This is a genomic window from Trinickia sp. (genome assembly GCF_051953405.1).
In the GTDB taxonomy this organism is placed as follows: domain Bacteria; phylum Pseudomonadota; class Gammaproteobacteria; order Burkholderiales; family Burkholderiaceae; genus Trinickia.
The window spans coordinates 37,244-62,924 of the sequence record NZ_JBQCIV010000032.1 but is presented as its reverse complement, the minus strand read 5'-3'; the positions used below and the strand labels follow the sequence as shown (position 1 = coordinate 62,924).

Annotated in this window: 22 protein-coding genes and 1 pseudogene; 20 read left to right on the top strand and 3 right to left on the bottom strand. The window is 61.8% G+C overall.

All coding sequences use genetic code 11. From position 1 onward, the window contains the following. Nucleotides 1–404: 404 nt before the first annotated feature. On the bottom strand, nucleotides 405–851 hold the full coding sequence (gene smpB / locus ACTHN9_RS05545; RefSeq protein ID WP_440535745.1) for an SsrA-binding protein SmpB: 447 nt from the start codon (nucleotides 849–851) through the stop codon (nucleotides 405–407). 104 nt (nucleotides 852–955) lie between these two features. Between smpB and ACTHN9_RS05540 the strand changes: the two genes are divergently transcribed. Together ACTHN9_RS05540 and ACTHN9_RS05535 are read left to right on the top strand one after the other, a co-directional pair. Beyond that, complete coding sequence (locus tag ACTHN9_RS05540) at nucleotides 956–1,393, top strand: type II toxin-antitoxin system RatA family toxin (protein ID WP_440535744.1); 438 nt, start codon at nucleotides 956–958, stop codon at nucleotides 1,391–1,393. Then, a complete protein-coding gene (locus ACTHN9_RS05535) occupies nucleotides 1,390–1,728 on the top strand; it encodes an RnfH family protein (RefSeq protein ID WP_440535743.1) in 339 nt (112 codons plus the stop codon). Before ACTHN9_RS05540 ends, ACTHN9_RS05535 begins: the two co-directional genes overlap by 4 nt. Here ACTHN9_RS05535 and ACTHN9_RS05530 read toward each other — a convergent pair. Beyond that, the gene (locus ACTHN9_RS05530; protein ID WP_440535742.1) at nucleotides 1,712–2,692 is read right to left on the bottom strand and encodes a DMT family transporter; all 981 of its coding nucleotides are present in this window, start codon (nucleotides 2,690–2,692) and stop codon (nucleotides 1,712–1,714) included. The two genes, ACTHN9_RS05535 and ACTHN9_RS05530, sit on opposite strands and share 17 nt — an antisense overlap. A gap of 309 nt (nucleotides 2,693–3,001) precedes the next feature. On the opposite strand from ACTHN9_RS05530, the gene guaB reads away from it, so the two are divergent. The 7 genes and pseudogenes from guaB (at nucleotide 3,002) to ACTHN9_RS05495 (ending at nucleotide 11,082) form a co-directional block, all read left to right on the top strand. Continuing rightward, nucleotides 3,002–4,462, top strand: a complete 1,461-nt coding sequence (gene guaB, locus ACTHN9_RS05525) for an IMP dehydrogenase (RefSeq protein ID WP_440535741.1) — start codon at nucleotides 3,002–3,004, stop codon at nucleotides 4,460–4,462. A gap of 17 nt (nucleotides 4,463–4,479) precedes the next feature. Beyond that, nucleotides 4,480–5,199, top strand: a complete 720-nt coding sequence (locus ACTHN9_RS05520; RefSeq protein WP_440535740.1) for a hypothetical protein — start codon at nucleotides 4,480–4,482, stop codon at nucleotides 5,197–5,199. Between the two features lie 140 nt (nucleotides 5,200–5,339). Beyond that, a complete protein-coding gene (gene guaA, locus ACTHN9_RS05515) occupies nucleotides 5,340–6,923 on the top strand; it encodes a glutamine-hydrolyzing GMP synthase (protein WP_440535739.1) in 1,584 nt (527 codons plus the stop codon). 604 nt (nucleotides 6,924–7,527) lie between these two features. Further along, complete coding sequence (locus tag ACTHN9_RS05510; protein WP_440535738.1) at nucleotides 7,528–8,979, top strand: hypothetical protein; 1,452 nt, start codon at nucleotides 7,528–7,530, stop codon at nucleotides 8,977–8,979. 135 nt (nucleotides 8,980–9,114) lie between these two features. Continuing rightward, nucleotides 9,115–9,238 (top strand): annotated as a pseudogene (locus ACTHN9_RS05505) (IS5/IS1182 family transposase); the annotation flags it as partial. 180 nt (nucleotides 9,239–9,418) lie between these two features. Beyond that, nucleotides 9,419–10,081 carry a hypothetical protein gene (locus ACTHN9_RS05500; RefSeq protein WP_440535737.1) on the top strand — a complete coding sequence of 221 codons (663 nt, stop codon included), beginning with the start codon at nucleotides 9,419–9,421 and terminating at the stop codon, nucleotides 10,079–10,081. Nucleotides 10,082–10,464: 383 nt separating this feature from the next. Then, on the top strand, nucleotides 10,465–11,082 hold the full coding sequence (locus tag ACTHN9_RS05495; RefSeq protein WP_440535736.1) for a GNAT family N-acetyltransferase: 618 nt from the start codon (nucleotides 10,465–10,467) through the stop codon (nucleotides 11,080–11,082). Between the two features lie 248 nt (nucleotides 11,083–11,330). On the opposite strand, the gene ACTHN9_RS05490 is transcribed toward ACTHN9_RS05495, so the two are convergent. Continuing rightward, nucleotides 11,331–12,371: a LacI family DNA-binding transcriptional regulator gene (locus ACTHN9_RS05490; protein WP_440535735.1), complete on the bottom strand. Its 1,041-nt coding sequence runs from the start codon at nucleotides 12,369–12,371 to the stop codon at nucleotides 11,331–11,333. 205 nt (nucleotides 12,372–12,576) lie between these two features. Here ACTHN9_RS05490 and ACTHN9_RS05485 point away from each other — a divergent pair, with 205 nt between their 5' ends. The 11 genes from ACTHN9_RS05485 to ACTHN9_RS05435 all read left to right on the top strand — a co-directional run bounded on the left by ACTHN9_RS05485 (nucleotide 12,577) and on the right by ACTHN9_RS05435 (nucleotide 25,637). After that, nucleotides 12,577–13,593, top strand: coding sequence for a Gfo/Idh/MocA family protein (locus ACTHN9_RS05485; RefSeq protein ID WP_440535734.1), 1,017 nt, complete (start codon nucleotides 12,577–12,579; stop codon nucleotides 13,591–13,593). A 21-nt stretch (nucleotides 13,594–13,614) separates the two neighbouring features. Continuing rightward, entirely contained in the window at nucleotides 13,615–15,210 is a 1,596-nt protein-coding gene (locus ACTHN9_RS05480; RefSeq protein WP_440535733.1) for an acyl CoA:acetate/3-ketoacid CoA transferase, read from the top strand. Next, a complete protein-coding gene (locus ACTHN9_RS05475; protein WP_440535732.1) occupies nucleotides 15,203–15,985 on the top strand; it encodes an enoyl-CoA hydratase/isomerase family protein in 783 nt (260 codons plus the stop codon). The genes ACTHN9_RS05480 and ACTHN9_RS05475 overlap by 8 nt, the downstream gene beginning before the upstream one ends. Before the next feature lies 1 nt (nucleotide 15,986). After that, on the top strand, nucleotides 15,987–17,528 hold the full coding sequence (locus ACTHN9_RS05470; protein WP_440535731.1) for an aldehyde dehydrogenase family protein: 1,542 nt from the start codon (nucleotides 15,987–15,989) through the stop codon (nucleotides 17,526–17,528). A gap of 88 nt (nucleotides 17,529–17,616) precedes the next feature. Then, nucleotides 17,617–18,873 carry an ABC transporter substrate-binding protein gene (locus tag ACTHN9_RS05465; protein WP_440535730.1) on the top strand — a complete coding sequence of 419 codons (1,257 nt, stop codon included), beginning with the start codon at nucleotides 17,617–17,619 and terminating at the stop codon, nucleotides 18,871–18,873. Between the two features lie 126 nt (nucleotides 18,874–18,999). Further along, entirely contained in the window at nucleotides 19,000–19,917 is a 918-nt protein-coding gene (locus ACTHN9_RS05460; RefSeq protein ID WP_440535729.1) for a carbohydrate ABC transporter permease, read from the top strand. Nucleotides 19,918–19,966: 49 nt separating this feature from the next. Further along, the gene (locus tag ACTHN9_RS05455; protein WP_440535750.1) at nucleotides 19,967–20,830 is read left to right on the top strand and encodes a carbohydrate ABC transporter permease; all 864 of its coding nucleotides are present in this window, start codon (nucleotides 19,967–19,969) and stop codon (nucleotides 20,828–20,830) included. Nucleotides 20,831–20,834: 4 nt separating this feature from the next. After that, nucleotides 20,835–21,944, top strand: coding sequence for an ABC transporter ATP-binding protein (locus ACTHN9_RS05450; RefSeq protein ID WP_440535728.1), 1,110 nt, complete (start codon nucleotides 20,835–20,837; stop codon nucleotides 21,942–21,944). Continuing rightward, a complete protein-coding gene (locus ACTHN9_RS05445; RefSeq protein ID WP_440535727.1) occupies nucleotides 21,944–22,762 on the top strand; it encodes a 3-ketoacyl-ACP reductase in 819 nt (272 codons plus the stop codon). The genes ACTHN9_RS05450 and ACTHN9_RS05445 overlap by 1 nt, the downstream gene beginning before the upstream one ends. An 11-nt stretch (nucleotides 22,763–22,773) precedes the next feature. Then, entirely contained in the window at nucleotides 22,774–24,456 is a 1,683-nt protein-coding gene (locus tag ACTHN9_RS05440; protein WP_440535726.1) for a GMC family oxidoreductase, read from the top strand. 11 nt (nucleotides 24,457–24,467) lie between these two features. Next, a complete protein-coding gene (locus tag ACTHN9_RS05435) occupies nucleotides 24,468–25,637 on the top strand; it encodes a dihydrodipicolinate synthase family protein (RefSeq protein ID WP_440535725.1) in 1,170 nt (389 codons plus the stop codon). Nucleotides 25,638–25,681 lie beyond the last annotated feature (44 nt).

The following is a 25,681-nucleotide window of genomic DNA, read 5'->3' as shown; positions in this document are numbered from 1 at the left end:
GCCCCAAAGCTGGTCTGCCCGCGCAGGTATGTCTTGACTACCCGCAGCTTGAATTCCTCGTCGTATTTCAACATGAACAACGCCCCAAAGGTTGGATTGATGTCCAACTTTTGGGGTGCACTTCAGTGTCGGGGCCCGCTGGAGGAGTAAAAGGCCGTTCGACGGAAGCGGGCCCCGACACCCCAGCGGCTATGACCACTACCGCCAATAAGCAGGCACCCGAACCGGCAAATCAGGGCACCGAGCGCATGATGCGGGCCCCGACACCCCAGCGGCTATGACCACTACCGCCGATAAGCAGGCACCCGAACCGGCAAATCAGGGCACCGAGCGCATGATGCGAGCCCCGACACCCCAGCGGCTATGACCACTACCGCCACTAAGCAGGCACCCGAACCAGCAAATCAGGGGGCCGAACGCATAATGCGGGCCTTCTCGCGCTCCCAGTCGCGTTTCTTTTCGCTTTCGCGCTTGTCGTGCAGCTTCTTGCCCTTGGCCAGCCCGACTTCGCATTTCACGCGGCCGCCCTTGTAGTGAAAGTTCAGTGGCACAAGCGTGTAGCCGCGCTGCTCGACCTTGCCGATCAGCTTCTTGATTTCGTCGGCGTGCAACAGCAGCTTGCGTGTGCGCACGGGATCGGGCTTGATGTGCGTCGAAGCCTCAGGCAGCGGGCTGATATGCGCGCCGATCAGGAACAGCTCGCCTTCGCGGATGATGACGTAGCCTTCTTTGATCTGCCCGCGGCCGGCACGCAGTGCCTTGACTTCCCATCCTTCGAGCACGAGCCCCGCTTCGTAGCGTTCCTCGATGGAGTAATCGAAGAAGGCTTTTCTATTGTCGATGATGCTCATGGATATGGACGGCGCCCAACTCGTTTAAAATCACGATTTTAGCAAAGCGGCGCCCATCGAGCCCGCCACGCTCGCTCCCCCTTGCGCCGCGCGCAGTGCTTCTTATGGCAGATGTTCAGAAAACCGTGTTGATCCGCCACTCCGCGGAGAGAATGTTCGACCTCGTCACCGACGTGGCCGACTACCCCAACTTCCTGCCTTGGTGCGGAGGTGTCGAAATACGCCGGCAGGAGGAGCACGAGATGGAGGCGCGCATCGACATCAACTTCAAGGGCATCAAGCAGCATTTCGCCACGCACAACACGCAGGAGCGGCCGACGCGCATCGACATGGAGTTCGCCGATGGCCCGTTTCGCAAATTCACGGGGTATTGGCGCTTCACGCCCCTGCGCACCGACGCTTGCAAGATCGAGTTCGCGCTGCACTACGAATTCACCAGCGTGATCCTCGAAAAGATCATCGGCCCCGTGTTCAATCACATCGCCAATACGTTCGTCGAATCGTTCGTGAAGCGCGCCGACGAGCGCTACGGCCGGCCATGAGCGCATCGCTTTCCATCGACGTCGAGGTTTGTTACGCACGCGCCGATGCGCAGACGCTGATTGCGCTCGTGCTGCCCTCCGGCGCCACCGTGCGCGACGCCATCGCGGCGAGCGAGATTGCCCGCCGACACCCTGAAATCGATCCGGCTACGGCCACGCTCGGGATCTTCGGCAAGCTGACGACGCTCGATGCGCCCCTGGCCGACCATGATCGCGTCGAGATTTACCGGCCGCTGATCGTCGATCCGAAGCTGGCGCGTCAGCGCCGTGTCGAAAAAACGCGCCGCGCCGGCTCGATCGAAGGCCGAAAGTGGCTGCCTAAGGATTCGCGCTGAGCGAAGCGGCATCGATGGGGGCGGGGCGGCCGGCGCCGTCGTCGTGACGCCGGACGGACCACGTCACGCCCGCGATCAACAAGCCGATGGCGGCGGCTTCGAGCGGCCGCGGTAGCCGCGCGTCGTAGACGAATCCGTACAGCAATGCGAACAGCGTCTCGAAGACGATCAATTGACCCGAAAGCGTGAGCGGAACGCGCTTGGACGCGGCGTTCCACAAGCCGGTGCCGAGCCATGACGCGCCCACCGCGAGCCCCATGTTGAGCAGCCAGAAAAGATGCCAGCGAGCGGGCGCGAGCGGTGTGGTTACGGCTGCGCCGGGCGCGAGCGAGCACGCCGCCCACAGCAGGGCGCCGAACACGCCGGTTGCGAGGCCCAGCAATACGGACCATTCGTTACCGTCGAAATGAGGGTTGCGTCTCAAATAGCGGGTGTTTTCGACGGCGAACCACGTCCAACCGGCGAGCGCGCCGGTTGCGCACAGCACGCCGACGAGCGGGCCCACCCATCCGCCCGTGCCGGACGGCGACGCATTTCCCGCGAAGACGTCGATGTTGATGCACACGATGCCCGCCGCCACGAGCAGCAGCGGCCAGCGCAGGCGCGAAAGCGGCACAGCGCCTGAGTCGCGACGGCCCGCCAACGTGACGGTCACCGGCAGCACACCGACGATCAGCGAGGTTGGACCGATGCCGACCCGATGCACGCCGGCGGTCAGAAAGACGTAGTAGACGAGGTTGCCGACCAACGCGAGCTTGCCGATCGCCCATACGTCGGCACGCGTGAGCTTATTGGCGAGCCGACGCGCCATGGGCGCGGCGGCGGCCAGGGCAACGAGGCCGTACATCATGCAACGCGCGGCGCCGAGCAGCAGCGGTGCAAAATCGGGGAGCAGACGCGGCACGAGAAAGACCGTGCCCCAAATCGCACCCGCCATCACCCCATACATCACCCCGCGCCGCATGCTTTTCTCCTTCGGAATAGGTAAGCGGAGCAAAGCTTAAGCGTCGATGCTGCCCGCCGTCTTGTTCGATCCTGCAATCGTCGGCCTATCGCTTGCGCGAGCGCGGGCGGCGATGCTTTTCCTCTGCGTTTTGGCGATCGGCGCCCCGAACGTGCGCGGCAGGCAAACGAAACTCGCGCGAACATGGCTCGAACGGGAAAGCGAAACGAACCGAGGTCCGCCCACACAAAAATCGCTAACTTGCTGTTCGCACAGTGAAAAGCAGGGAGGTATCGCGTATAATTCGCTTTTGCGCCTATAGGATTTGCCATGCGTCTGATCCAAAAAGCACTCACGTTCGATGACGTGCTCCTCGTCCCGGCGTTCTCCGACGTTCTGCCGCGCGACACCAGCCTCAAAACCCGGCTGACCCGCAACATTTCTCTGAATATGCCGCTCGTGTCGGCCGCGATGGATACGGTCACCGAAGCGCGGCTCGCGATCGCGATGGCGCAGCAAGGCGGCGTCGGCATCATCCACAAGAACCTGACGGCGGCCGAGCAGGCGCGCGAGGTGGCGAAGGTCAAGCGGTTCGAATCGGGCGTCGTGCGCGATCCGATCACGGTTCCGCCGCAAATGAAGGTGCGCGACGTGATCGCGTTGTCGCAGCAGCATGGCATTTCGGGCTTCCCCGTCGTCGAAGGCGCCCAGTTGATGGGCATCGTGACGAACCGCGACCTGCGTTTCGAAACGCGCCTGGACGAACCCGTGCGCACGATCATGACGCCGCGCGAGCGTCTGGTCACGGTCAAGGAAGGCACGGCGCTGGCCGAGGCGAAGGCGCTCATGCATAGCCATCGTCTGGAACGCGTGCTCGTCGTGAACGACGCGTTCGAGCTGCGCGGCCTCATGACGGTCAAGGACATCACGAAGCAAACCGAACACCCCGATGCCTGCAAGGACGAGCACGGTAAGCTGCGCGTCGGCGCGGCCGTGGGCGTCGGCGCCGACAACGAAGAACGCGTGACCGCGCTGGCGGCCGCCGGCGTCGACGTCATCGTCGTCGATACGGCGCACGGCCACAGCAAGGGCGTGCTCGAGCGCGTCCGCTGGGTCAAGAAACACTTCCCGCACGTGGAAGTGATCGGCGGCAACATCGCCACGGCCGATGCGGCGCGTGCGCTCGTCGAATACGGCGCGGACGGCGTGAAGGTCGGTATCGGCCCCGGTTCGATCTGTACGACGCGGATCGTCGCCGGCGTGGGCGTGCCGCAAATCACGGCTATCACGAACGTCGCCGAAGCGCTGAAGGGCACGGGCGTGCCTGTCATCGCCGACGGTGGAGTGCGCTTCTCGGGCGACGTGAGCAAGGCGCTCGCGGCCGGTGCGAATGCCGTCATGATGGGCAGCATGTTCGCGGGCACGGAAGAGGCGCCGGGCGACGTGTTCCTGTTCCAAGGCCGCCAGTACAAGTCGTACCGGGGCATGGGCTCGGTCGGCGCGATGAAGGACGGCGCCGCCGATCGTTATTTCCAAGACAACTCGGCGAACATCGACAAGCTCGTGCCCGAAGGTATCGAAGGGCGTGTCGCGTATAAGGGTTCGGTGGGTGCGATCCTGTTCCAGCTGATTGGCGGCGTGCGCGCGAGCATGGGCTATTGCGGCTGCCGCACGATCGACGAATTGCACGAGAAGGCGCAGTTCGTCCAGATCACGGCGGCCGGCATGCGCGAATCGCACGTGCACGACGTTCAGATCACGAAGGAAGCGCCGAACTACCACATCGACTAATCCTCCCTCGATCGCCGATGAAACCGCTGCTACGCGCCGTTCTGATCGTCGATGCCGGGCTCTACTTGAGTTCCGGCGCGGCATTGCTGCTTTCGCCGCTCGCCGGCGTGCAGCGCGCACTGCAGTTGACGCCGATCGAGCCGGCGATGGCCGGGCAAATGCTCGGCCTCGCGCTGCTCGGGTTGGCGTGGCTGTCGCTGCGCGGTGCCGTCGACGGTGCGATGACGGTCGGGGTGGCCAAGATCGTCGGCCATGTGACATGGCTGGCCGGCGCGCTCGTGCTGGCGTGGACGGTCGGGCCGCATACGCTTTGGCTGCCGCCGCTCGGCATCGTGCCGAATCTGTTGATCGGCGGGTTGCTCGTCATCGTCGGGCTTGGCGGTGCGCGTTTTGCCGGTGCGGTGCGTCGGCGCGAAATCGACAAGGCCGCGCAGGCTGCGCAGGCCGCGGGCGGCGGCTTGCAGGGCAAGGGGAAGGCTCGTGGCGCCGCTGCGCCGTCTGCGCCTAGCCCGGCCACGCCCGCGGAGCCCGTGCTGCGTCCGTCGGAGCGAGCCGAGACGGCCGGCGATGGCGCGGCTTCGCGCATCGAGCGTCCTTTTGCGGTGTCGCCTGAGCCGCGTGCGCGGGCTGTCGACGGCGCGGCTGAGTCATCGGCACGCGCCAGCGCCGCGGACGGCAACGGCGACGTGCGCGGGGAGCAACCGGCTTCCGCACCGAGGCCTCCGTTTCATGGTTGATCGCACGCGCGTTCGTGCCTTCCGCTATCCAGCCTTATTTGCGTCCGCGCTTCGGTTGCGCGGCGCTCGAAGTTTGACCCCTTATCCGCCGCGCGGCTTGCGCTGCGTCCGTATTCGTTCACTATCGATCCGTGCCCACCATGCATGACAAGATTCTGATCCTCGACATGGGTTCGCAAGTCACCCAGTTGATTGCGCGCCGTATTCGCGAAGCGCACGTTTATTCGGAAATCCATCCGTACGACGTCGACGACGCATTCGTCCGCGAATTCGCCCCGAAGGGCATCATCCTTTCCGGCGGGCCGAGTTCCGTCACGGAAGAAGATGCGCCGCGCGCGCCGCAAGCGGTGTTCGAACTGGGCGTACCGGTCCTCGGCATTTGCTATGGCATGCAGACGATGGCCGAGCAACTGGGCGGCAAGGTCGAGTTGGGGCACGTCCGCGAATTCGGCTATGCCGAAGTTCGGGCGCGCAATCATACGAGCCTGCTCGAAGGCATCGAGGATTTCCGCACGGCGGAAGGCCACGGCATGCTCAAGGTGTGGATGAGCCACGGCGATAAAGTCACGCAGATGCCCGAGGGCTTCGCGCTGATGGCGTCCACCGAGTCGTGCCCGATCGCCGCGATGGCCGACGAAGCGCGCCATTTTTACGGCCTGCAATGGCACCCGGAAGTGACGCATACGGTGAAGGGCCGCGCGATGCTCGAACGCTTCGTCTTGCAGATTTGCGGCGCGAAGGCGGATTGGGAGATGGGGCACTACATCGACGAGGCGGTGGAGAAGATCCGTCAGCAAGTCGGTAGCGAACACGTCATTCTCGGTTTGTCGGGCGGGGTGGATTCGTCGGTGGCGGCGGCGTTGTTGCATCGTGCGATCGGCGATCAATTGACGTGCGTATTCGTCGATCACGGTCTGCTGCGGTTGAACGAAGCCGAGCAAGTGATGGCGACGTTCGGCGATCATCTGGGCGTGCGCGTGATTCACGTCGATGCGAGCGAAGCGTTCCTCTCGAAACTTGCCGGCGTGACGGATCCCGAGCAAAAGCGCAAGATCATCGGCGCGGAATTCGTCGAGGTGTTCCAAGCCGAGGCGGGCAAGCTGAGCGATGCCAAGTGGCTCGCGCAAGGCACAATCTACCCGGACGTCATCGAATCGGCCGGGAAGGGTAAGAAGGCGACCCATACGATCAAGAGCCACCACAACGTGGGTGGGCTGCCCGAGACGTTGAATCTGAAGCTGCTCGAGCCGCTGCGCGAGTTGTTCAAGGACGAGGTGCGCGAGCTGGGCGTGAAGCTGGGGTTGCCGCACGAGATGGTGTATCGCCATCCGTTCCCGGGGCCGGGCCTCGGCGTGCGGATTCTCGGCGAAGTGCGTCGCGATTTTGCCGATCTGCTGCGTCGTGCCGATGCGATTTTCATCGAGACGCTGCGCAATACGATCGACAAGGAAACCGGCAAGTCGTGGTACGACCTCACGAGCCAAGCCTTTGCCGTGTTCCTGCCGGTGAAGAGCGTTGGGGTGATGGGCGATGGGCGCACGTATGAGTACGTCGTCGCGCTGCGCGCCGTGCAGACGCTCGATTTCATGACGGCGCATTGGGCGCATCTGCCGCATGAACTGCTGGGGCAGGTGTCGAACCGGATCATTAACGAAGTGCGCGGGATCAATCGCGTTGTTTATGACATCTCCGGGAAGCCGCCGGCGACGATCGAGTGGGAGTGAATTGGGATCCTCTGTAGTGGTCTGCAGAGGTCTATAAGTCCCACGATTTCCTTCGGAATCAAAGGCTTATTGTCTTTCTTGGTTTGCTAGTGTCCGACGACAGCCGCGCCTGATCACCGGTACCGGGGACGGTATAGCCTCATCTTTCTCTGCAGCCGGCCCAACTTTGATACCGTCACCGGCGTGACGGTATCAGTTCTCGAGTTGCGGGCGCCGAATCCGACAGGGAATATCTAAAGATCGCCGACCAACTTGGCCCGTATGTGGCGGTGATGGCGTCTGGGGTGGTTAGTTTCCGTTTGACTATCGCCTCAATGGCCGTCGCGAGGCGCTGGTCACGGCTCGCTACGATCCGCGGTTGCCCGCTCCCGCGACTCTAGCCGATTCGACGCGATCGATGGGTAAGTTCGTGTCGAAGCTGCAAAGCGTGCGCAGGATGACTCACCAATCAGACCGAACAGAGCCGAATCCGCAGGTGTGCGCCATGTGTTCTATACAACAAACGCAGCCGCTCGAGAGCAGTGTCGTTCTACTAGATCGGCGGATCACCAGAAGTTGGCCCACTTCAAGCCTCTCCTTCGTCAAACTTCACTGATGCTGAATTGTGAGTGACAAAGAAGCATCACCGAACTTAAAGCAAAATCTCCTTAAAAGAATGAAACTAACGATGGCATTGATATCGATGCACTACGGTGTTCGAGTTATTGCGAGCAAGCTGAAGCTATGGAAACGGCAGCTCGCTTTTGTGACAATTCTGAGCGTCATCTGCCCTGCTTACGCCTACACGACATCGACATGCGATGAGACGTGGTACGCGCCAGCTAAGGGACAGGAATTCTCCGGATCGGTAAAATCTTGGACGAAGGTGAAAGAGCAGTCTTGCGTCAAACATTCCGTAAATTTATTAAAAATCACCGGGCAAACGCAAGACGATTATACCGATACGTCAGGCGCCAACGAGTCGGGTGCATTCGCGATGGTAGACGGCAGTGGCTATTATGTAGAGTTCCTGGATGTTCATCAAGGGGCGTATTGTGGCGGCGGGGATGTTCCGGGGATAGACCCGCAATGCTTTCTTCCCGGTGGTCTAAGGCATAACGAAATTCATAAGTACCGAAGCTACTATCAGGTCAGTCCTGGGCGGGCGCTGAAATTGCTGGCTGCGGACAAAGGCGATTCTTGTGGAGGGCGTTATGCGACCGACGGCCGAGATGTGTTTATGATCTCGCATGCGCTCGATGACGAACACGGGAACTTTCCATATACACCCGTCAGGCTCGGAAATGCAGATGTGCCAACGTTTAAGTGCTTTGTGCCGATAGGTGGCCGGGCAGGGGCGTTTAGTGATTGGGCCATGGACAAAAATCGGATATTTTTCTTTGGGCGAGAAGCTAAGGGGATGAGCGTCAAATATCCGGTGCGTGTGTATGAAGGCGGTTTGGCAAGTGTCTCCGACCTGGCGATAAATGGGGATAAGGTTTTCAAAATAGAATTCGACTCGGTGGATTTGGTGCCAGGCGTGAACGCAGACATCCACATCCTGTCGAAGGAGTTTTTTACCGATGGGACGGCGGTTTTTGATAAAAATTTTAATCGGATTGCTGGCGCAAAGGCAGGCGAATTTGTAGTCCTTATGCCAGTATGTCCGGTGCCGGGAAATCCGAATCTTGCCTGTGTTAGTTTTGATCCGAAGGGAAAATTCGATTCTTCTATACCCGTTACCGGAGGGGGAATTGGCGTTCAGAATGGAAAAATCATGCTTCCTCTGGACGACACTCCTTCTAAAATATCAATCAAAGGTGTAAATGGTAAAAACGCGACTTATTTTCTGGTCGATGGGTATCAAGGTGCGGTTTATCACGTCGCGCCTTTCATGTTGTTCAATGGTCGCTTGTATAACCTAACTGCAATGGCAGAGGGCTTAGGAACGGACGGTATCTCTATCCGCGGTAAGCTGAAAAGTGCAAAATGCGGGTACGTGCTCGACGACATTGGTGCAATCCAGTTGGAGTCGCTGACAAGATCTCCTGCCCAGAAAATCCCCGATTTTTGTTAGTTTGCAGTTCAAATCGCCGACCAAGATGCTTGGCCGCCAGCCCGATTCCTTAAATCGGTTGTGGCAGCCTATCTGCGGCGACGGGGCTGTAGGAACCAGTGGCATTGCGGAAAAATCAGCGTTTTAGCGGGTGAGGCCCTCGAGCGCATGGACTCGATGTTCGCGCGCATGGACGAGAGCGATGCGACTGGCGGCCGGCCAAGCATCCCGCCAGCTGATTCGCGCACTGCTGCTGCAAGCAGCTGTATTCGTGCGAGCAGTCTTTCCTCCGCAAAGCCGGTAGACGGTGGCCGCGCCCGCCGCTTTGTGACGGCTGACGGTCCGTTGCCGCCGCGGCTGGCTGCCCTTTGCGCGCGGCGTGTGACGATCGGTAAGCGCGCAATAAATCATCGTCTTTGTCACTCGAGAGGACAACGAAACCATTGATGTCGCACTGCACGTGGCCTTACTCGATCTCCTGACTTATCCAGGCTATCCGCCTGCCTGGGTGGCGATCGAAAAGGGCCTTAGCAACGACTACGTCGTCGGCGACACCAAAGAGAACCTCTATCCAGTGCGCTACGCGGCAGCATGGGCCCTCGTGCATCGGATCAGCCGGCATCCCGTCGAGCACAAGCTTGCGCCATGGGCGTCAATCAAGGAGGCGGCGGACCACATCGACCCGCAGTTGGCCGCACCGCTGCTGCTCGCGCTCGGCGCGCAGTTGGCCGTCGACTGCGACGCCGGAACCCTGGAGGCCCTTCGCGGCGCCAATGCCTCTGACGTCCGCACCGCGCTCGCTCTATCGATGATCGACGACCGAGGAGTTGCACGAGAGCTGGCGATCCAGCATGGCCTCCTGGCGACCGGCCATCCCTTCATCGACGAAGGCGACGATGTCTCAGCAGCCGATGCCCAACTCCCCCGTTGGCCGCTCTCTTCATGCGGTCGCGCTTGGCTTCTATTTTTACAAGATGGCACCGACGTAGAGTCGACTCTGCTGTGGATGATGGCTAAGCGAACAGGCCTGACCCTAATCGACGACAAATTCGAACCATGGCAGTTTCGAAGAAAAGATGCCTTGCCGATCATGACCTTCGCCGAGATGTTCGGAATGGAATGACGACCGCACTAGAGGTAAAGCTGCAAGGGCGAAGCGGTGTGGACCTCCGCCGTCTATCGAGACGTGTGGCGGCATCTTTCAGATCCCAGAGGCCGCACAAACAAAGTGAGTGCGCTGAAATGACTGGAGGCAATGCTGAAGACATCGTCGACTGTGCGCGACGCACTCTTGATATCATAGCTGTCGATTGACTATGGGCTCATCAGAGTTGCCGCCCGCAAATTGCTCCGTCTCCCGCACCTGCAAAAGGCTTGCGGTCATGACGGTACAAGCGACGGTAAAGGCCTATCTCGATCATCGTAATTCCCTTTAACCATGCGGGTTTGCGAGACCTGTTGATGATCGAGTGGGAGTGAAGGGTTTCTCTCGAACCACTCACTGTTATGACCGACGCACCTCGGCCGATTCTCGTTGGTAAGACCATTGATCTTCGCGTCCTCGAACTCGAAGACGCGCCTCGGCTCGTCGACGCTGCGGCAGACGGCGAGTTATGGAACTTGAAAGTGACCGTCGTGCCGGGGCCGTCGACGATCGACCGATACATCGCTACAGCATTGCAGGGGCTTCACGAAGGTCACGTGATCCCGTTCGTGGTTATCGCCCGCGACAGCGGCCGCATCGTCGGCAGCACACGCTTTTGGAAGATCGACAGGGGGAATAGGAAGCTCGAAATCGGCCACACCTGGCTGAGCAAGTCCGTCCAACGAACGGCGGCAAACACTGAGGCGAAATACCTTCTGTTGAAATATGCGTTCGAAGTAATGCAATGCGTCCGCGTGCAGTTCACGACCGATGAGCTGAACGAGAAATCGAGGGCGGCGATATTGCGCATCGGTGCAAAGCAAGAAGGTGTCATTCGCCATGAGCGGATCATGCCTGATGGCCGCAAGCGGAATTCGGTGCGGTTCAGCATCATCGATACCGAATGGCCCGATGTGAAAGCAACGCTGGAAGCCAAGCTAGCGCGCTCAGCAGAAGCGCCGAATACCGAAAGCGCCTAGCTGCGCTTTTCCAGAGAAAGCGGCCTGAACTCGAGGGGCATCGCGTCCTGCGCCGCTATGTTGTGCCCGGCGAACGCTTGGCGATAGGCGGCGGGTGTCGTCTGCTTGAATGCCCGAAACCGACCGCCCATCTTTGGTTCGATCGGCGATTAGGCGCCGGATACCTGGGGGCGCCGCCTCATGCAACGCGCGGAGCGTCGACAAGCCGAGCAGGAAGGGCAACGCGTCCGCGCGCTCGGTGAACGGGACTATCTGCGCGCAGATCGGCCGATGCTCGACTCCCGGACAACGAGGCTCGGGGGCGCAAAGTACTGGACCGGTGGTCCAGGCACCTCGGATACCGATGCGAGGCGGCTTAACAGCAATTCACTGGCCTTAGTACCGAGTTTTTCCGCACCTGCGGACAATGTGGTGAGCGGTGGGTTCGTATGTTCAGCCGCGACGACGTTATCGCAACCCACGACGGCCAATGCCTTCCCGGCACGCTTTCCCATCCTGTCGAGTTCGTGTAGCACACCGAAGGCGACCTGGTCGTTATAGCAAACAGCTGCGGTTGGCCGAGGCTTCATTCCGAAAATCGCGCGTACCGCCTTCCGTCCACCTTCTGGCGTCAACTCGACGTCGACGATCCATTCATCCGCGACCGTGAGGCCATGCTTCGACATGGCGGACAGGTAGCCCTGGCGCCGCTGATTCGAAACAGCGTAACCGGGACGGTTGCCCACGAACGCGATTCGTGTGTGGCCCTGCTGGATCAGATGCTCGGTTGCAAGCGCAAAGCCGAGGTTGTTGTCTACGCCGACGGTATCGACGTCTGGGCCCATCGGACGCATAACGAGAACAAGCGGGATACCCCACGACGCGATCTCCTTTGGTAGGTCGTCGGGCGTGCCGAGCGCCGGCGACATGATTAACCCCGCCACGTTCTGCTCGCGCATCGACTGCAGCACGCGCGTTTGGGTCGCGAGGCTTTCCGCGGTGTGGGCCATCAGTGTCGTATAACCGGACTGCGCCAGCACGCGTTCGATCGAAACCAGCAACTCGACGAAGAACGGGTTGGTCAGGTCGTTGATGACCATGCCGATCGTCGTGCTGCGACCGCCGCGCAGGTTGGCGGCGCCCCGGTTATAGACATACCCGAGTTCGTGCGCAGCTTTGCGTACCTTCTCGGCGGTCTCCGCCTTAATCTTCGGGCTCTGCTGCAGCACAAGGGAGACCGTGGACTTCGATACGCCAGCCGCGGCGGCGATGTCCTGGATCGTGGAACCCGGTTTTATGGTGCTTCGCACAGTTGGATCGTTCCAAAAAAGATTTGACACACCGCATGCAGTCTACTACAGTTTGTTGGAACGATCCAATGAACGAATTGGAACGATCCAAAAAAATCCCGCATAAACATCCGGCACAACCTTGGCGTCGCGGCTCAACCAGCAGCGATGGTTTCAACGTCGAAATTGGAACGATCCAATTTCTGAATGACCGGCGGAGACGAGCATGAGCAATCGAATAGGGTGGGCGCTGATCGGCGCGAGCACGATCGCCGACGAATGGATGGTTAACGCGATTCGCTCGCAGGATGGCGCCATCGTTACGGTGGTCAGCGGTAGTGAGGCGCGCGCCCGCGAGTTCGCGGACAAGCATGGCATACCGTCGGCCACGGCCGAACTGGGTCAAGCACTGGGCCGGGCCGACGTGCAGGCCGTGTATATCAGCAGCACGAACGAAAATCATTTGCCGCAGGCGGTGGCGGCTGCCGCTTCGGGAAAGCACGTGCTATGCGAAAAGCCGCTCGCTCTTTCCGAAGCGGACGCGCGCCGGATGATCGACGCATGCGCTGCGAACCACGTGGTGCTTGCTACCAACCATCATTTGCGTTGCGCGGCCACGCATCGCAAGCTGCGCGAACTGATCCAGTCCGGGTCCGTCGGCAAGCCGCTTTTCGCTCGTGTATTCCACGCGGTTTCGCTGCCTGCCCATTTGCGCGGCTGGCGTCTTCATCAGACCGATGCGGGTGGCGGTGTGGTGCTCGACATTTCGGTCCACGACATCGATACGCTGCGCTTCGTGCTCGACGCGGAGCCGGTCGAAGTGACCGCGATGACTTCGTCGAGCGGCATGGCCTCGCACGGCCTTGCCGATGGGGTGATGGGCATCGTGCGCTTTGACAGTGGTGTGCTCGCGCAGATTCACGATGCCTTCACTGTCCCGTTTGCACCGACCGGACTCGAAGTGCACGGCACCGACGGCTCGCTGTTCGCACGCGACGTCATGACTCAGCGCGCAATCGGTGAAATCGAACTACGTTCCGCCGAGGGCAGCGAGACGATCGACGTAGAACATCGCGACCTCTACGCCACCGCGGTCGCGCAATTCCATCGTGCTGTGCTGCATGGCGAGGCCCCGGCGGCAACTGGCGCCGACGGCTACCGCTCGCTCGTCGCCGCGCTCGCGATCCAGCAATCGGCAGCGTCCTCGTCCCAAGTCGCGATCCCGTCTACCCCGGAACTCTGAAGCATCGTCAGGAGAAGTGTTGTGGCTTCCAGCAAAGTGGTGTCGCTGGCCCAGGCGGCTAGCCTAATCAACGATGACGACATTGTCACGGTAAGCTCGTCGAGCGGCCTCGGCTGTCCTGACGCGATGCTCGCGGCGATCGGCGCGCGTTTCGAACGGGAGGCTCATCCGCGCCAGCTCACGCTGCTGCATCCGATCGCTGCAGGCGACATGTACGGCATCAAAGGCATCGATCACCTCGCGAAGCATGGCTTGATCCGCACCGTGATCGCCGGCTCGTTTCCAAGCGGTCCGTCTAGCTTGCCCATGCCGGATATCTGGCGAATGGTTGTCGACAACGAGATTCGGGCCTACAACCTGCCGAGCGGCGTGATGTTCGACATGCACCGCGACGCGGCGGCGAAGCGTCCCGGCGTGTTGACGAAGGTCGGCCTCGATACGTTCGTCGATCCGAGCCGCCAGGGCGGTGCCATGAATCGTGCGTCCGAAGCCGAGCCGATCGTGCGCAAGGTCCAGTTCGACGGGCAAGAGTGGCTGTTCTTCCCAAACATCGTGCCGCGTGTCGCGATCGTGCGGGCGACCACGGCCGACGAGAAGGGCAACCTGTCCTACGAGCATGAAGGCGCGCTCCTTGGCGGGCGCGATCAGGCACTCGCGGCTCGCAACAACGGTGGCATCGTGATCGCGCAGGTCAAGCGCGTCGTGAAGGCCGGTTCGCTGCCCACCCAGCAGGTGCACATTCCCTGCAATCTCGTCGACTACGTGGTGGTCGACCCCGAACAGAAGCAGACGACGCAGATCGCATACGACCCGGAAATCAGCGGCGAGATCAAGGTACCGTCGAGCGAGTTCTTATTCGCCGATTGGAACGCGGAGAAGGTGATCGCGCGCCGCGCCGCCATGGAACTCTCTGACGGCGATGCGGTGAATCTCGGATTCGGTATCTCGGCAAATGTGCCCCGCATTCTCCTCGAGGAAGGCCACGACGGCAAAGTGACGTGGGCGATCGAGCAGGGCGCGGTCGGGGGCATGCCGCTGCTCGGCTTCGCTTTCGGATGCTCCGCGAACGCGGACGCGATCATGCCGTCGCCATCGCAGTTCATCTATTTCCAGGGCGGCGGCTTCGACGTGTCGCTCTTGTCCTTCTTGCAGATCGATCAGTTAGGCAACGTGAATGTATCGAAGCTGCCGAGCAAACCGTATTTGACCGCCGGCTGCGGCGGTTTCATCGACATCACGACGCACGCGAAGAAGCTGGTGTTCTCAGGGTTCTTCACTGCCGGCGCGAAGCTCCAAGTGGGCGATGGCCGACTCGAGATTCTTCAGGAAGGCAAGGCGAAGAAGCTCATTGGCGGCGTCGATCACGTCACGTTCAGCGGGCGCATGGCACGACAGCGCAATCAGCAGGTGCTTTATGTGACCGAGCGCTGCGTCTTGAAATTGTCGGAGACGGGGCTCGAAGTACTCGAGATCGCGCCGGGCATCGATCTGCAACGCGACGTGCTCGAGCAGGCCGAATTCCCGCTGTCCGTCTCGCCCGATCTAAAGACGATGAATGCCGCGCTCTTTACCGACGCCCCGTTCGGGCTGCAACTGAAGGGGGCGCGTCGTGGCTGAGATCGAACTCGTGCAGTACGAGCGCCGTGGCGCAATCGCCATCGTCACGCTCAATCGCCCCGAGAAGCTCAATTCGTTGACACCCTCGATGTTGGAGCGGCTGGACGAACTGACAGCTGAGATCGACGCGTCGCCGGACGTGCGGGCGGTCGTTGTGACATCGGCGGGCACAAAAGCGTTCTGCGTCGGCGCGGACATCAACGAATGGTCCGCGCTCGGTCCGCTCGACATGTGGCGCACATGGGTGCCGCGTGGGCATCGCATCTTCGATCGTCTCGCCGGGCTGCGCGTGCCGGTAATCGCGGCGATCAACGGTCACGCCTTCGGCGGCGGGCTCGAGCTGGCGGCGGCCGCCGATCTGCGCGTGACAGACCCTGCCGCGACCTTCGCACTGCCTGAAGCCGGCATCGCGACCTGTCCTGGGTGGTCTGGCACGCAGCGTCTCGTGTCGATTATCGGCGCGAGCAAGGTGAAACTGCTCGCGCTGACCGGGCTACGCATCGATGCAAAGCGTGCCGCCGAGATGGGTCTCGTCGACGAGATCGCGGCCCCGGGCGGCGCGCTCGGCACGGCACTCGAGATGGCTGCGCGCGTGGCGCGTCTCGCGCCGGTCTCCGTGCAACTGACCAAGCAGCTCGTGAACGCGGCGAATGGCGAAGGCGCCGCCGCCACGCTCGAAGCCATGGCCGGCGCGCTGGCCGCTACGACCGCCGATGCGACCGAAGGTATGTCGAGTTTCCGCGATAAGCGCGCGGCCAATTTTGAGGGCAAGTGACATGAGCGCAGCAAACATCAATGCAAAATTGAAGCCGTTGCTGGTGGCATCGTCGGAACCGCCGGTCGATGTGTACCACGGACGTCTTTTCATCGACGGCAAGTGGCGTGCCGCCACCGGCGACGGCTATATCGAGCGGCGCAGCCCGGCGCACGGCACGCTCGTGAGCACCTATGCGGCAGCCGCACCGGAAGACGTCCGTGCCGCGATCGAGGCTGCGCATCGTGCGTTCCGCAAGGGTCCCTGGCCAAAGCTGAAAGGTGCAGAGCGCGCCCGCGTGCTGCTCGCGATCGCGGAAGGCATTCGTGCGCAGGTGGAGCGGCTGGCGCTCGTCGAGTCGCTCGAGAGCGGCAAGCCGCTCTCCCAAGCGCGAGCCGAAGTGTCGGGCTGTATCGATTTGTGGCAGTACGCGGCGAGCCTCGCACGCACGACCTCTGGCGACACCTATGACACGCTGGGCGAAGACATGCTGGGTCTCGTGCTGCGGCAGCCGGTGGGCGTCGTCGGGATCATCACCCCGTGGAATTTCCCGCTCTGGATTCTGAGCCAGAAGCTGCCGTTCGCCCTTGCGGCCGGCTGCACTTGCGTCGTCAAGCCGAGCGAGTTGACCTCCGGCACGACGCTGATGCTGATGGACATCCTCGAACAAGCCGGCGTGCCCGCCGGTGTCGTCAACGTGGTCACGGGGCTCGGCGCACCGGTCGGGCAACCGCTCGCCGAAAGCCCGCTCGTCGACATGCTGTCGTTTACTGGCTCGACGCGTGTGGGTTCGATGCTCGCGGGCCTCGCATCGTCGAAGCTGAAGAAGGTCGCGCTCGAGTTGGGCGGCAAGAATCCGCAGATCGTGTTTCCCGACTGCGACTGGGACGCGATGATCGACGCGGTCGTGTTCGGCGTCTATTTCAATGCCGGCGAATGCTGCAACAGCGGCAGCCGAGTGCTCGTGCACGAGTCGATCGCGGAGCGTTTCGCGCAGGCGGTCGTCGAGCGCGCGAAGGGGGTGCCGGTGGGCGACCCGTTGCATCCCGACGCGAAGGTGGGCGCGATCGTCAGCGAGCAACAGATGAAGGACATCCTCTCGCACATCGAACGCAGCGTCGCCGCGGGTGCGCAGATTCGCGTCGGAGGGGCGCGCTACGAAAGCGCCGACGGCTTCTATCTCCAGCCGACGGTGCTAACCGGCGTGACGCCTGAGATGAGTGCGGCGCGAGAAGAGATCTTCGGACCTGTGCTGTCGGTGATTTCGTTCCGCGACGCGCAGCACGCGATCGAGATTGCGAACGATACCGCCTACGGTCTTTCCGCGGCCGTCTGGAGTCGCGATATCGACACCTGCCTCACGGTCGCGCGCGGCGTCGACGCGGGCACGGTGTGGGTCAACACGTTCCTCGACGGATACCCGGAGCTGCCGTTCGGTGGGTTCAAGGCGAGCGGTGTGGGACGTGAACTCGGGAAGCAGGCGGTCGAGGACTACACGGAAACCAAGACCATTCAATTGCACATCGGCGAGCGCAGCAGCCGGTGGATGCCGCTGGAGCAGTGACGAGCAGCAAGGCACGGGTCCGGCACAGCGCCGGACGCGTTTTTCGCATTCTCTCCGTAAGAGAGAGATCAACCTGGTGGAGTGAGACATGTTGAGGAAGACCCTTCTCGGCCTCGTGGCGGCTACGGCGCTCGGTGTCGGCACGGTTGCGGCGGCAGCCGACAGCAAAACCGTCGAAGTGATGCACTGGTGGACGTCCGGCGGCGAGGCCAAGGCACTTACGGTTCTGAAGGACGGCTTGAAGCAGCGAGGCTATGCGTGGAAGGATGCGCCGATCGCAGGCGGCGGCGGAGAAGCGGCTCGCACGGTCCTTAAGGCACGCGTCGCCTCGGGTAATCCTCCCGACGCCATCCAGATGCTCGGCTTCACGATCCCCGAATACGCTGAGCAGGACTACCTCGCGAATCTCGATCCGCTTGCAGCGAAGGAAGGCTGGGACAAGCAGGTGCCGGCGCCGATTCAACGTTTCTCGAAGTACCAAGGGCATTGGGTAGCGGTGCCGGTCGATATTCACCGCACCAATTGGATCTGGGCAAACAAGAAGATCTTCGACGATCTGCATCTGACGCCGCCGCAAACCTTCGATCAGCTCGTCGCCGATGCCGCCGTTATCCGTAAGGCCGGCTATATCCCGCTCGCGCATGGCGGCCAACCGTGGCAGGAGGCAACGATCTTCGATAGCGCGGTGATGTCCGCGGGTGGCCCGAAGTTCTATACGCAGGCGCTCGTCAATCTTGATCCCGCCGCGCTCGGCTCGAAGACGATGGAGAAGGCGTTCGAGCAGATGCGTGCATTGCGCGGCATGGTCGATCCGAACTTCCCGGGCCGCGACTGGAATCTCGCGACGGCGATGGTCATCAACGGCCGTGCCGCGATGCAGATCATGGGCGATTGGGCCAAGGGCGAGTTTGTGAATGCGGGCAAGAAGGCGAACGTCGATTATCTGTGCTTCCAATATCCGGGCACGCAGGGCGACTTCATCTTCAACACCGACCAGTTTGCGACGTTCAAGAAGGGCGATGCGAGCCTGCCGGCCGAATATGCGTTCGCCTCGACGGTGATGGACAAGGCGAATCAGGCGAAATTCAACCAGATCAAAGGCTCTATACCGGCGCGGCTAGACGTGCCCGCCGACGGCTTCGACGAATGCGGCCAGAAGTCGATGGCGGACCTGCGTAGTGCGCTCAAGAACGGCACGATGGTCGGCAGTTTTGCGCATGGGCACGCGATGCCCGACGGTCCGAAAAACGCGGTGTACGACGTCGTCACGCATTTCTTCAATTCGAACGAGTCGTCCGCCGATGCGGTAAAGCAGCTCGTCGAAGCGGTCAACAACGCGAAGTAAGCGTCTGCGACGACCGGGCGCGTCCACACGAGCGGACGTCCCGGTCCCGAAGTCCCGAAGTGGAAGGTGGCTGCTATGAACATGACTCACCGGACTCACCACGCCTCGACTCAAGATACCGTGGCCATGTCCACTCCCGAATCCGTGCGCCAAGCGAGCCTGCGCAACCGCATCGAGCGGATGTTGCCGAAGCTGGTGCTGTCGCCGACGCTGATCACGACGTTGATCTTCGTGTACGGCTTCATCGTATGGACGACCGTGCTGTCGTTCACGCGCTCGCGTGCGTTCGCCAACCTGCGCTGGGGCGGCGTCATGCAGTACGCGCGGGTCTGGGCGCATCCGCGCTGGCACGTCGCGGTGATGAACCTCGGCCTTTACGCGTCGCTCTATGTGGTGCTGTGCATGGCGATCGGCCTTACGCTTGCGATCCTGCTGGATCAGCGGATCCGCGCCGAAGGCGGGCTGCGCGCCATCTTCCTTTATCCGATGGCGATCTCGTTCATCGTCACGGGCACGGCTTGGAAGTGGATCCTCAATCCTGGCCTCGGTTTGTCGAAGCTGTTCCACGACTGGGGTTGGACGAGCTTCCAGTTCAACTGGATCATCGACGACCACATGGCGATCTACTGTGTCGTGATTGCTGCCGTCTGGCAGGCATCGGGCTTCGTGATGGCGATGTTCCTCGCGGGCTTGCGAGGCATCGACCAAGACATGATCAAAGCCGCGTCGATCGACGGCGCGCGCTTGCCGGCAATTTACCGCCGCATCGTCATTCCGCAACTGCGACCGGCATTCATCTCAGCGTTCGTGATCCTCGTTCACCTCGCCGTCAAGAGCTATGAGCTGGTCGTCGCGCTGACCGGCGCGGGTCCTGGCTATTCGACGGAGCTACCGTCGACCTTCATGTATTCGTTCACGTTCACCCGCAACGAGCTGGGCATGGGCGCGGCGAGCGCAGTGATGATGCTGTGCACGGTCGCCGCGATCATGGTGCCCTATCTGTATTCGGAGCTGAGGCCGCGCCGCGGCAGCGGCTCCCACTGAAGCGAGCAGGGAGACTGTCATGTCGCAACGAGGATGGGATTCACCGCAGATGGTCATGGGGCGACACAACTACGTGTCGCGGATCGTGATCTATGGGTTGCTGGCCGTATTCGCACTGGTCTACCTGGTGCCGCTTGCCGTGATGATGCTGACGTCGTTCAAGCCGCTGCCCGAGGTGTATAGCGGCAACATTCTCGCGCTGCCGCGCGAATGGACGCTGCAGCCGTGGATCAAGGCATGGGGCGAGGCGTGCGTCGGCCTTGACTGTTCGGGCGTGAAAGGGTTCTTCTGGAACTCGACACGCATGGTGGTTGCGGCCGTCGCGATCTCGACCTTCATCGGCGCGCTGAACGGCTACGTGCTGACGAAGTGGCGCTTCAAGGGCGACAACGTCCTATTCGGTCTCGTGCTGTTCGGCTGCTTCATTCCGTTCCAGATCGTGCTGATTCCGATGGCCACGTTTCTCGGCAAGATCGGACTCGCGCAGTCGATCACGGGTCTGGTGTTCGTGCACGTCGTCTACGGTCTGTGCTTCACGACGTTGTACTTTCGTAACTACTACATCTCGTTTCCGGATGAGCTCGTCAAGGCGGCGATGATCGACGGCGCGCGCTTCTTCCGGATTTTTCTACGGATCCTCCTGCCGTCTTCGGGCGCGATTGTCACTGTCACCGTGATTTGGCAGTTCACCAACATCTGGAACGACTTCCTATTCGGTGCTTCGTTCACGACAGGCAGTACCGCGCCGATTACGGTGGCGCTCAACAACATTGTCAACACGTCGACGGGCGTGCGTGAGTACAACGTGCAGATGGCGGCCGCGGTGATCACCGCGCTGCCCACGCTGCTGGTTTATATCATCGGCGGCCGCTACTTCGTGCGCGGCATGATGGCCGGCTCGGTAAAGGGGTAAGCACATGGCTTCGCTGCATATTTCGAATGTCCGCAAGGCCTACGGCGCCACGGAAATCCTGAAGAACATCAATATCGACGTGTCGCACGGCGATTTTCTGGTGCTGGTCGGTCCATCCGGATGCGGGAAATCGACGCTGCTTTCCTTGATCGCCGGGCTCGACACCATCTCCGACGGCGAGATCCGCATTGGCGAGGACCGGGTCAACGATCTGCATCCTAGCGAGCGCGACATCGCCATGGTGTTTCAGAGCTACGCGCTCTATCCGAATATGACGGTCGGCCAGAACATCGGCTTCGGTCTGGAGATGCGCAAGGTGCCGAAGGTCGAACGCGAAAAGGCTGTCGCCGATGCTGCCCGCCTGCTGCAGATCGATCATCTCATCGACCGCCGTCCCGCGCAGCTCTCGGGCGGCCAGCGGCAGCGCGTGGCGATGGGGCGGGCGCTTGTGCGCAAGCCGAAAATCTTCTTGTTCGATGAGCCGCTTTCGAATCTCGATGCGAAGTTGCGCGTCGACATGCGGACCGAGATCAAGAAGCTCCACCAGCGTCTCGGCGCGACGATCGTGTACGTCACGCATGACCAGATCGAGGCGATGACGCTGGCGACACGCATCGCAGTGATGAAGGGCGGCGTGATCCAGCAGTTCGGTACGCCTGCCGAGATCTACAACACGCCAGCCAATACGTTTGTCGCGACGTTCATGGGCTCGCCGTCGATGAATCTGATTCCGTCCTCGCTTGCCACGCAGGACGGCAAGCTGTTCCTGACGATGGGCGAAGGTGCGGCGGCGGTCAGTCTGGAGCTGCCGCAGCAGCAGGGCGAGGCCGTTTTCAGTCACGCGGGGAAGAAGGTCATTGCGGGTTTGCGGCCGGAAGCGATCGGTGTCGAGCATAGCCGCTCGCAGAGCGCGGTGCGCGAGGTCGACGTGAAGATGCTCGTGATGGAGCCGACGGGCCCCGACGTGTTCGCGGTCATCGAGATGGGCGGCGTCGAAGTGGCGGCACGCCTAGGCGCCGATATTCCTCATTGCGCGGGTGAGCGTTGCACGCTGCGCGTGGATTTGTCGAAGCTCGTGCTCTTCGACGCGCAGACGGAACAGAGGATCGGGTGATGAATACCGCTGTCGCTGTCGCTGACGTTGCGGGAAGCGGGCCGGGGCTCGGCGAGGGTCGTCCTGTCGCGCTGGTCACGGGCGGTAGGCGCGGCATCGGCCGGGCCATTGCGATCGAACTGGCCAGCCGCGGCTATGACGTCGCGATCACGGACCTCGAAGACGATGAGGAGGCGTCGATCACGCTACGCGGTATCGAATACCACGGCGGCCGCGCGCTGTTCGTCCAGTCGAATCTCGGCGACGTGGCATCGCACGTGGCGGTCGTCGAACAGGTGCTTGGCTGGGCCGATCGGATCGACTGCCTCGTCAACAACGCGGGAATCGGTTCGCCGGTTCGCGGCGATCTGCTTGACGTCGAGCCGCGAGCGTTCGACCAGGTGCTCGGCGTGAACCTCAGAGGGACATTCTTCATGACGCAGGCCGTGGCTAAGCACATGCTGTCCGTGGCGTCCCCGCATCCACGCTCCATTGTGACGGTCTCGTCGGTGTCCGCGACGATGGCTTCGCCGGAGCGCGCAGAGTATTGCCTCTCGAAAGCGGCGCTGCCGATGATGACCCGGCTCTTTGCGCTTCGGCTCGCGAAGTGCGGCATTCCCGTGTTCGAAGTGCGGCCTGGGATCATCCGCACGCCGATGACCGCAGGCGTCGCACAGAAATACGAAGCGCGCTTTGGCGAGGGGCTTGTACCGATGGCGCGCTGGGGCGAGGCCGGCGACGTAGCCAAAGCCGTAGCACAACTGGTCGGCGGCTCGTTGCAGTTCGCCACGGGGAGCGTGCTGAGCATCGATGGCGGCCTGTCGATTCCGGCGTTTTGAAGGTAAGCACCATGAACACTGAGACGTTCGATTACATCATCACGGGTGGAGGGTCGGCCGGCTGCGTGCTCGCGAACCGCCTAAGTGCCGATCCTGCGATCAGGGTGCTGCTGCTCGAAGCGGGCGGCAGCGATCGCCACCCGTTGTTTCAGATGCCCGCCGGCTTCGCAAAGATGACGAAGGGCATCGGCTCGTGGGGCTGGCACACGGTACCGCAGCAACACCTGAAAGGGCGCGTGCTGCGCTTTACGCAGGCCAAGGTGATCGGCGGCGGATCGTCGATTAATGCGCAAATCTACACACGTGGCGTGCCGGACGACTACGACGCATGGGAGGCGCTGGGCGGCGCCACAGGCTGGAGCTATCGCGACGTCTTACCGTACTTTCGCCGATCGGAGAACAACCAGCGCTTCGCGAACAAGTATCACGCGTATGGTGGCCTGCTCGGCGTATCGAACCCGATTAGCCCGCTGCCGATCTGCGAGGCGTTTTTTCAAGCCGGGCAGGAGATGGGGATGCCGTTCAATGCCGACTTCAACGGTCCAAGTCAGGAGGGGCTCGGCTATTACCAACTGACGCAGCTCGACGCACGCCGCTCGTCCGCGTCGGTCGCCTTTCTCGAACCCGTGTTAAGTAGGCCGAACCTAACCGTGCGGCTGCAATCGCGCGCGTTGCGCGTGATCGTGGAGGGCTGCCGTGCCGTTGGCGTCGAGGTGGCATGCGGCGCCGATCGCACGCCGGCCATCATCCGTGCGACGCGCGAGGTGATCGTGTCGTCGGGCGCGATCGGTTCGCCGCGCCTGTTGATGCACTCGGGCATCGGGCCGGCCGATCACCTCGAGTCGGTGGGGATTCGTCCCGTTCTCGATCTGCCGGGTGTAGGCGCCAATCTTCAGGATCACCTGGATCTGTTCGTGATCGCCGAATGCACGGGCGATCATACGTACGACAAGTACAACAAGCTTCACCATGCTGCGTGGGCGGGACTTCAATACTTGTTGCTGAAGAAGGGTCCGGTAGCGTCGAGCCTCTTCGAGACCGGTGGATTCTGGTACGCGGATGGCGCGCCGTCGGCAGCGGTTCGTTCGCCGGACATCCAGTTTCATCTCGGGCTTGGCTCCGGCATCGAGGCAGGCATGGCGAAGCTGAACCATGCGGGTGTCACGTTGAACACCGCATATCTGCGTCCAAAATCGCGCGGCACCGTGCGGTTGCCGAATGCGGATCTCGATGCGGCGCCGCTGATCGACCCGAACTACTGGTCGGATCCGCACGATCGCAAGACGGCGCTCGACGGATTGCGGCTTGCGCGCGAACTGATGAGCAAGCCGGCGATGAAGCGCTACGTGCAGATGGAGATATTGCCAGGCGCGAAGGTGCGCACTGAAGACGAACTGTTCGACTACGCATGCGCAAACGCAAAAACGGACCACCACCCGGTGGGCACTTGCAAGATGGGTCCGCCGGCCGATCCGATGAGCGTCGTCGCGCCGGACTTGCGGTTGGTTGGGATCGAGAACCTGCGTGTCGTCGACGCGTCAGTGATGCCGTTTTTGCCATCGTGCAACACGAATGCGCCGACGATCATGATCGGCGAGAAAGCCGCCGATCACATCCTCGGACGCATCCATCCGCTGGGCGCTGCGAATTCCGATCTTCAGTCAACCAAGGCAGCCGCATCGAACATTCATTGAGACATCCGACCATGAAAATTCGCCTTCCTGCCGCGGACGATCGTATCGCGGACTATCTCCTGCGGCGCCCTGAATCCGGGGAGTTGCCGCCTGCTTCGACTTTCAACCGTGTCGCATATGCGGCTGCACACGTCGTTGTGAATCCGTTGCAACCGTATGATCCGTGGTCCGCCACGCCGGCGATCGACTGGGACAAAACGCTCGAGTTTCGCAGCTATCTCTACGGGCTTGGCTTCAAAGTAGCCGAAGCGATGGACACCGCTCAACGCGGCATGGGGCTCGGTTGGCAGAGCGCGGCTGAACTGATCCGCCGCAGCGTTGCGCATGCCAGGCAGATTCCGGGCGCCGACCTCGCGTGCGGCGCGGGCACCGACCACCTCGACGACAGCCGCAGACACAACCTGTCGGACATCATAGGCGCTTACAAGGAGCAGTTCGACGTCGTCGAAAGTGCAGGAGGCCGGGCAATCATGATGGCGAGCCGTGCGTTGTGTGCGGCAGCGCGCTCGTCCGACGACTACAAGCATGTGTACGACGCCGTCATTGCCGAAAGCCGCAACAAGGTCGTGCTGCACTGGCTTGGTGAAGCGTTCGACGCATCGCTCACTGGCTACTGGGGTAGTGGCGATGTGCGGACCGCCATGGCGACCGTGCTGGATATCATCCGCCTTCATGCGGGCAAGATCGAAGGCATCAAGATTTCGCTGCTCAACGCGGAATACGAACGCGAACTGCGCTCGCAGTTGCCCGATGGCGTGAAGATGTACACCGGCGACGACTTCAACTATGGTGACCTGATCGCAGGCGACAGCACGGGCATCTCGCACGCGCTGCTCGGCATCTTCGATCCGATTGCCCCGGTCGCTGCGAAGGCGCTAGGTTTGCTCGCGAGAGGCGATCTCGATGGCTACCGCGCGGCGATCGATCCGACCGTTGCGCTGTCGCGCGAACTGTTCCGCGCGCCGACGCAATACTACAAAACCGGCGTGGTGTTCCTCGCGTGGTTGAACGGGCATCAAGATCATTTCTCGATGGCGGGCGGCATGGAGTCCGCGCGCTCTGTGTTGCACTTCGCGGAGGTCTTTCGTAAAGCCGACGCGGCGGGCGTTCTAATTCGACCGGAGCTGGCGGTCGAGCGCATGGCGCGCTTCCTGAGCGTGCGTGCCGATATCGCGCAGTGATTCGGTCGGTGGGGCGGGCGCTTGCCTACGTGGAATAGCCTTTA

Bases quoted from the DNA above. Each gene is read 5' to 3' on its own strand.
- ACTHN9_RS05435 (WP_440535725.1), top strand. From the start codon at position 24,468: ATGAAAATTCGCCTTCCTGCCGCGGACGATCGTATCGCGGACTATCTC.
- guaA (WP_440535739.1), top strand. From the start codon at position 5,340: ATGCATGACAAGATTCTGATCCTCGACATGGGTTCGCAAGTCACCCAG.
- ACTHN9_RS05535 (WP_440535743.1), top strand. From the start codon at position 1,390: ATGAGCGCATCGCTTTCCATCGACGTCGAGGTTTGTTACGCACGCGCC.
- ACTHN9_RS05450 (WP_440535728.1), top strand. From the start codon at position 20,835: ATGGCTTCGCTGCATATTTCGAATGTCCGCAAGGCCTACGGCGCCACG.
- ACTHN9_RS05540 (WP_440535744.1), top strand. From the start codon at position 956: ATGGCAGATGTTCAGAAAACCGTGTTGATCCGCCACTCCGCGGAGAGA.
- ACTHN9_RS05495 (WP_440535736.1), top strand. From the start codon at position 10,465: ATGACCGACGCACCTCGGCCGATTCTCGTTGGTAAGACCATTGATCTT.
- smpB (WP_440535745.1), bottom strand. From the start codon at position 851: ATGAGCATCATCGACAATAGAAAAGCCTTCTTCGATTACTCCATCGAG.
- ACTHN9_RS05465 (WP_440535730.1), top strand. From the start codon at position 17,617: ATGTTGAGGAAGACCCTTCTCGGCCTCGTGGCGGCTACGGCGCTCGGT.
- ACTHN9_RS05485 (WP_440535734.1), top strand. From the start codon at position 12,577: ATGAGCAATCGAATAGGGTGGGCGCTGATCGGCGCGAGCACGATCGCC.
- ACTHN9_RS05455 (WP_440535750.1), top strand. From the start codon at position 19,967: ATGGTCATGGGGCGACACAACTACGTGTCGCGGATCGTGATCTATGGG.
- guaB (WP_440535741.1), top strand. From the start codon at position 3,002: ATGCGTCTGATCCAAAAAGCACTCACGTTCGATGACGTGCTCCTCGTC.
- ACTHN9_RS05470 (WP_440535731.1), top strand. From the start codon at position 15,987: ATGAGCGCAGCAAACATCAATGCAAAATTGAAGCCGTTGCTGGTGGCA.
- ACTHN9_RS05460 (WP_440535729.1), top strand. From the start codon at position 19,000: ATGTCCACTCCCGAATCCGTGCGCCAAGCGAGCCTGCGCAACCGCATC.
- ACTHN9_RS05440 (WP_440535726.1), top strand. From the start codon at position 22,774: ATGAACACTGAGACGTTCGATTACATCATCACGGGTGGAGGGTCGGCC.
- ACTHN9_RS05520 (WP_440535740.1), top strand. From the start codon at position 4,480: ATGAAACCGCTGCTACGCGCCGTTCTGATCGTCGATGCCGGGCTCTAC.
- ACTHN9_RS05445 (WP_440535727.1), top strand. From the start codon at position 21,944: ATGAATACCGCTGTCGCTGTCGCTGACGTTGCGGGAAGCGGGCCGGGG.
- ACTHN9_RS05530 (WP_440535742.1), bottom strand. From the start codon at position 2,692: ATGCGGCGCGGGGTGATGTATGGGGTGATGGCGGGTGCGATTTGGGGC.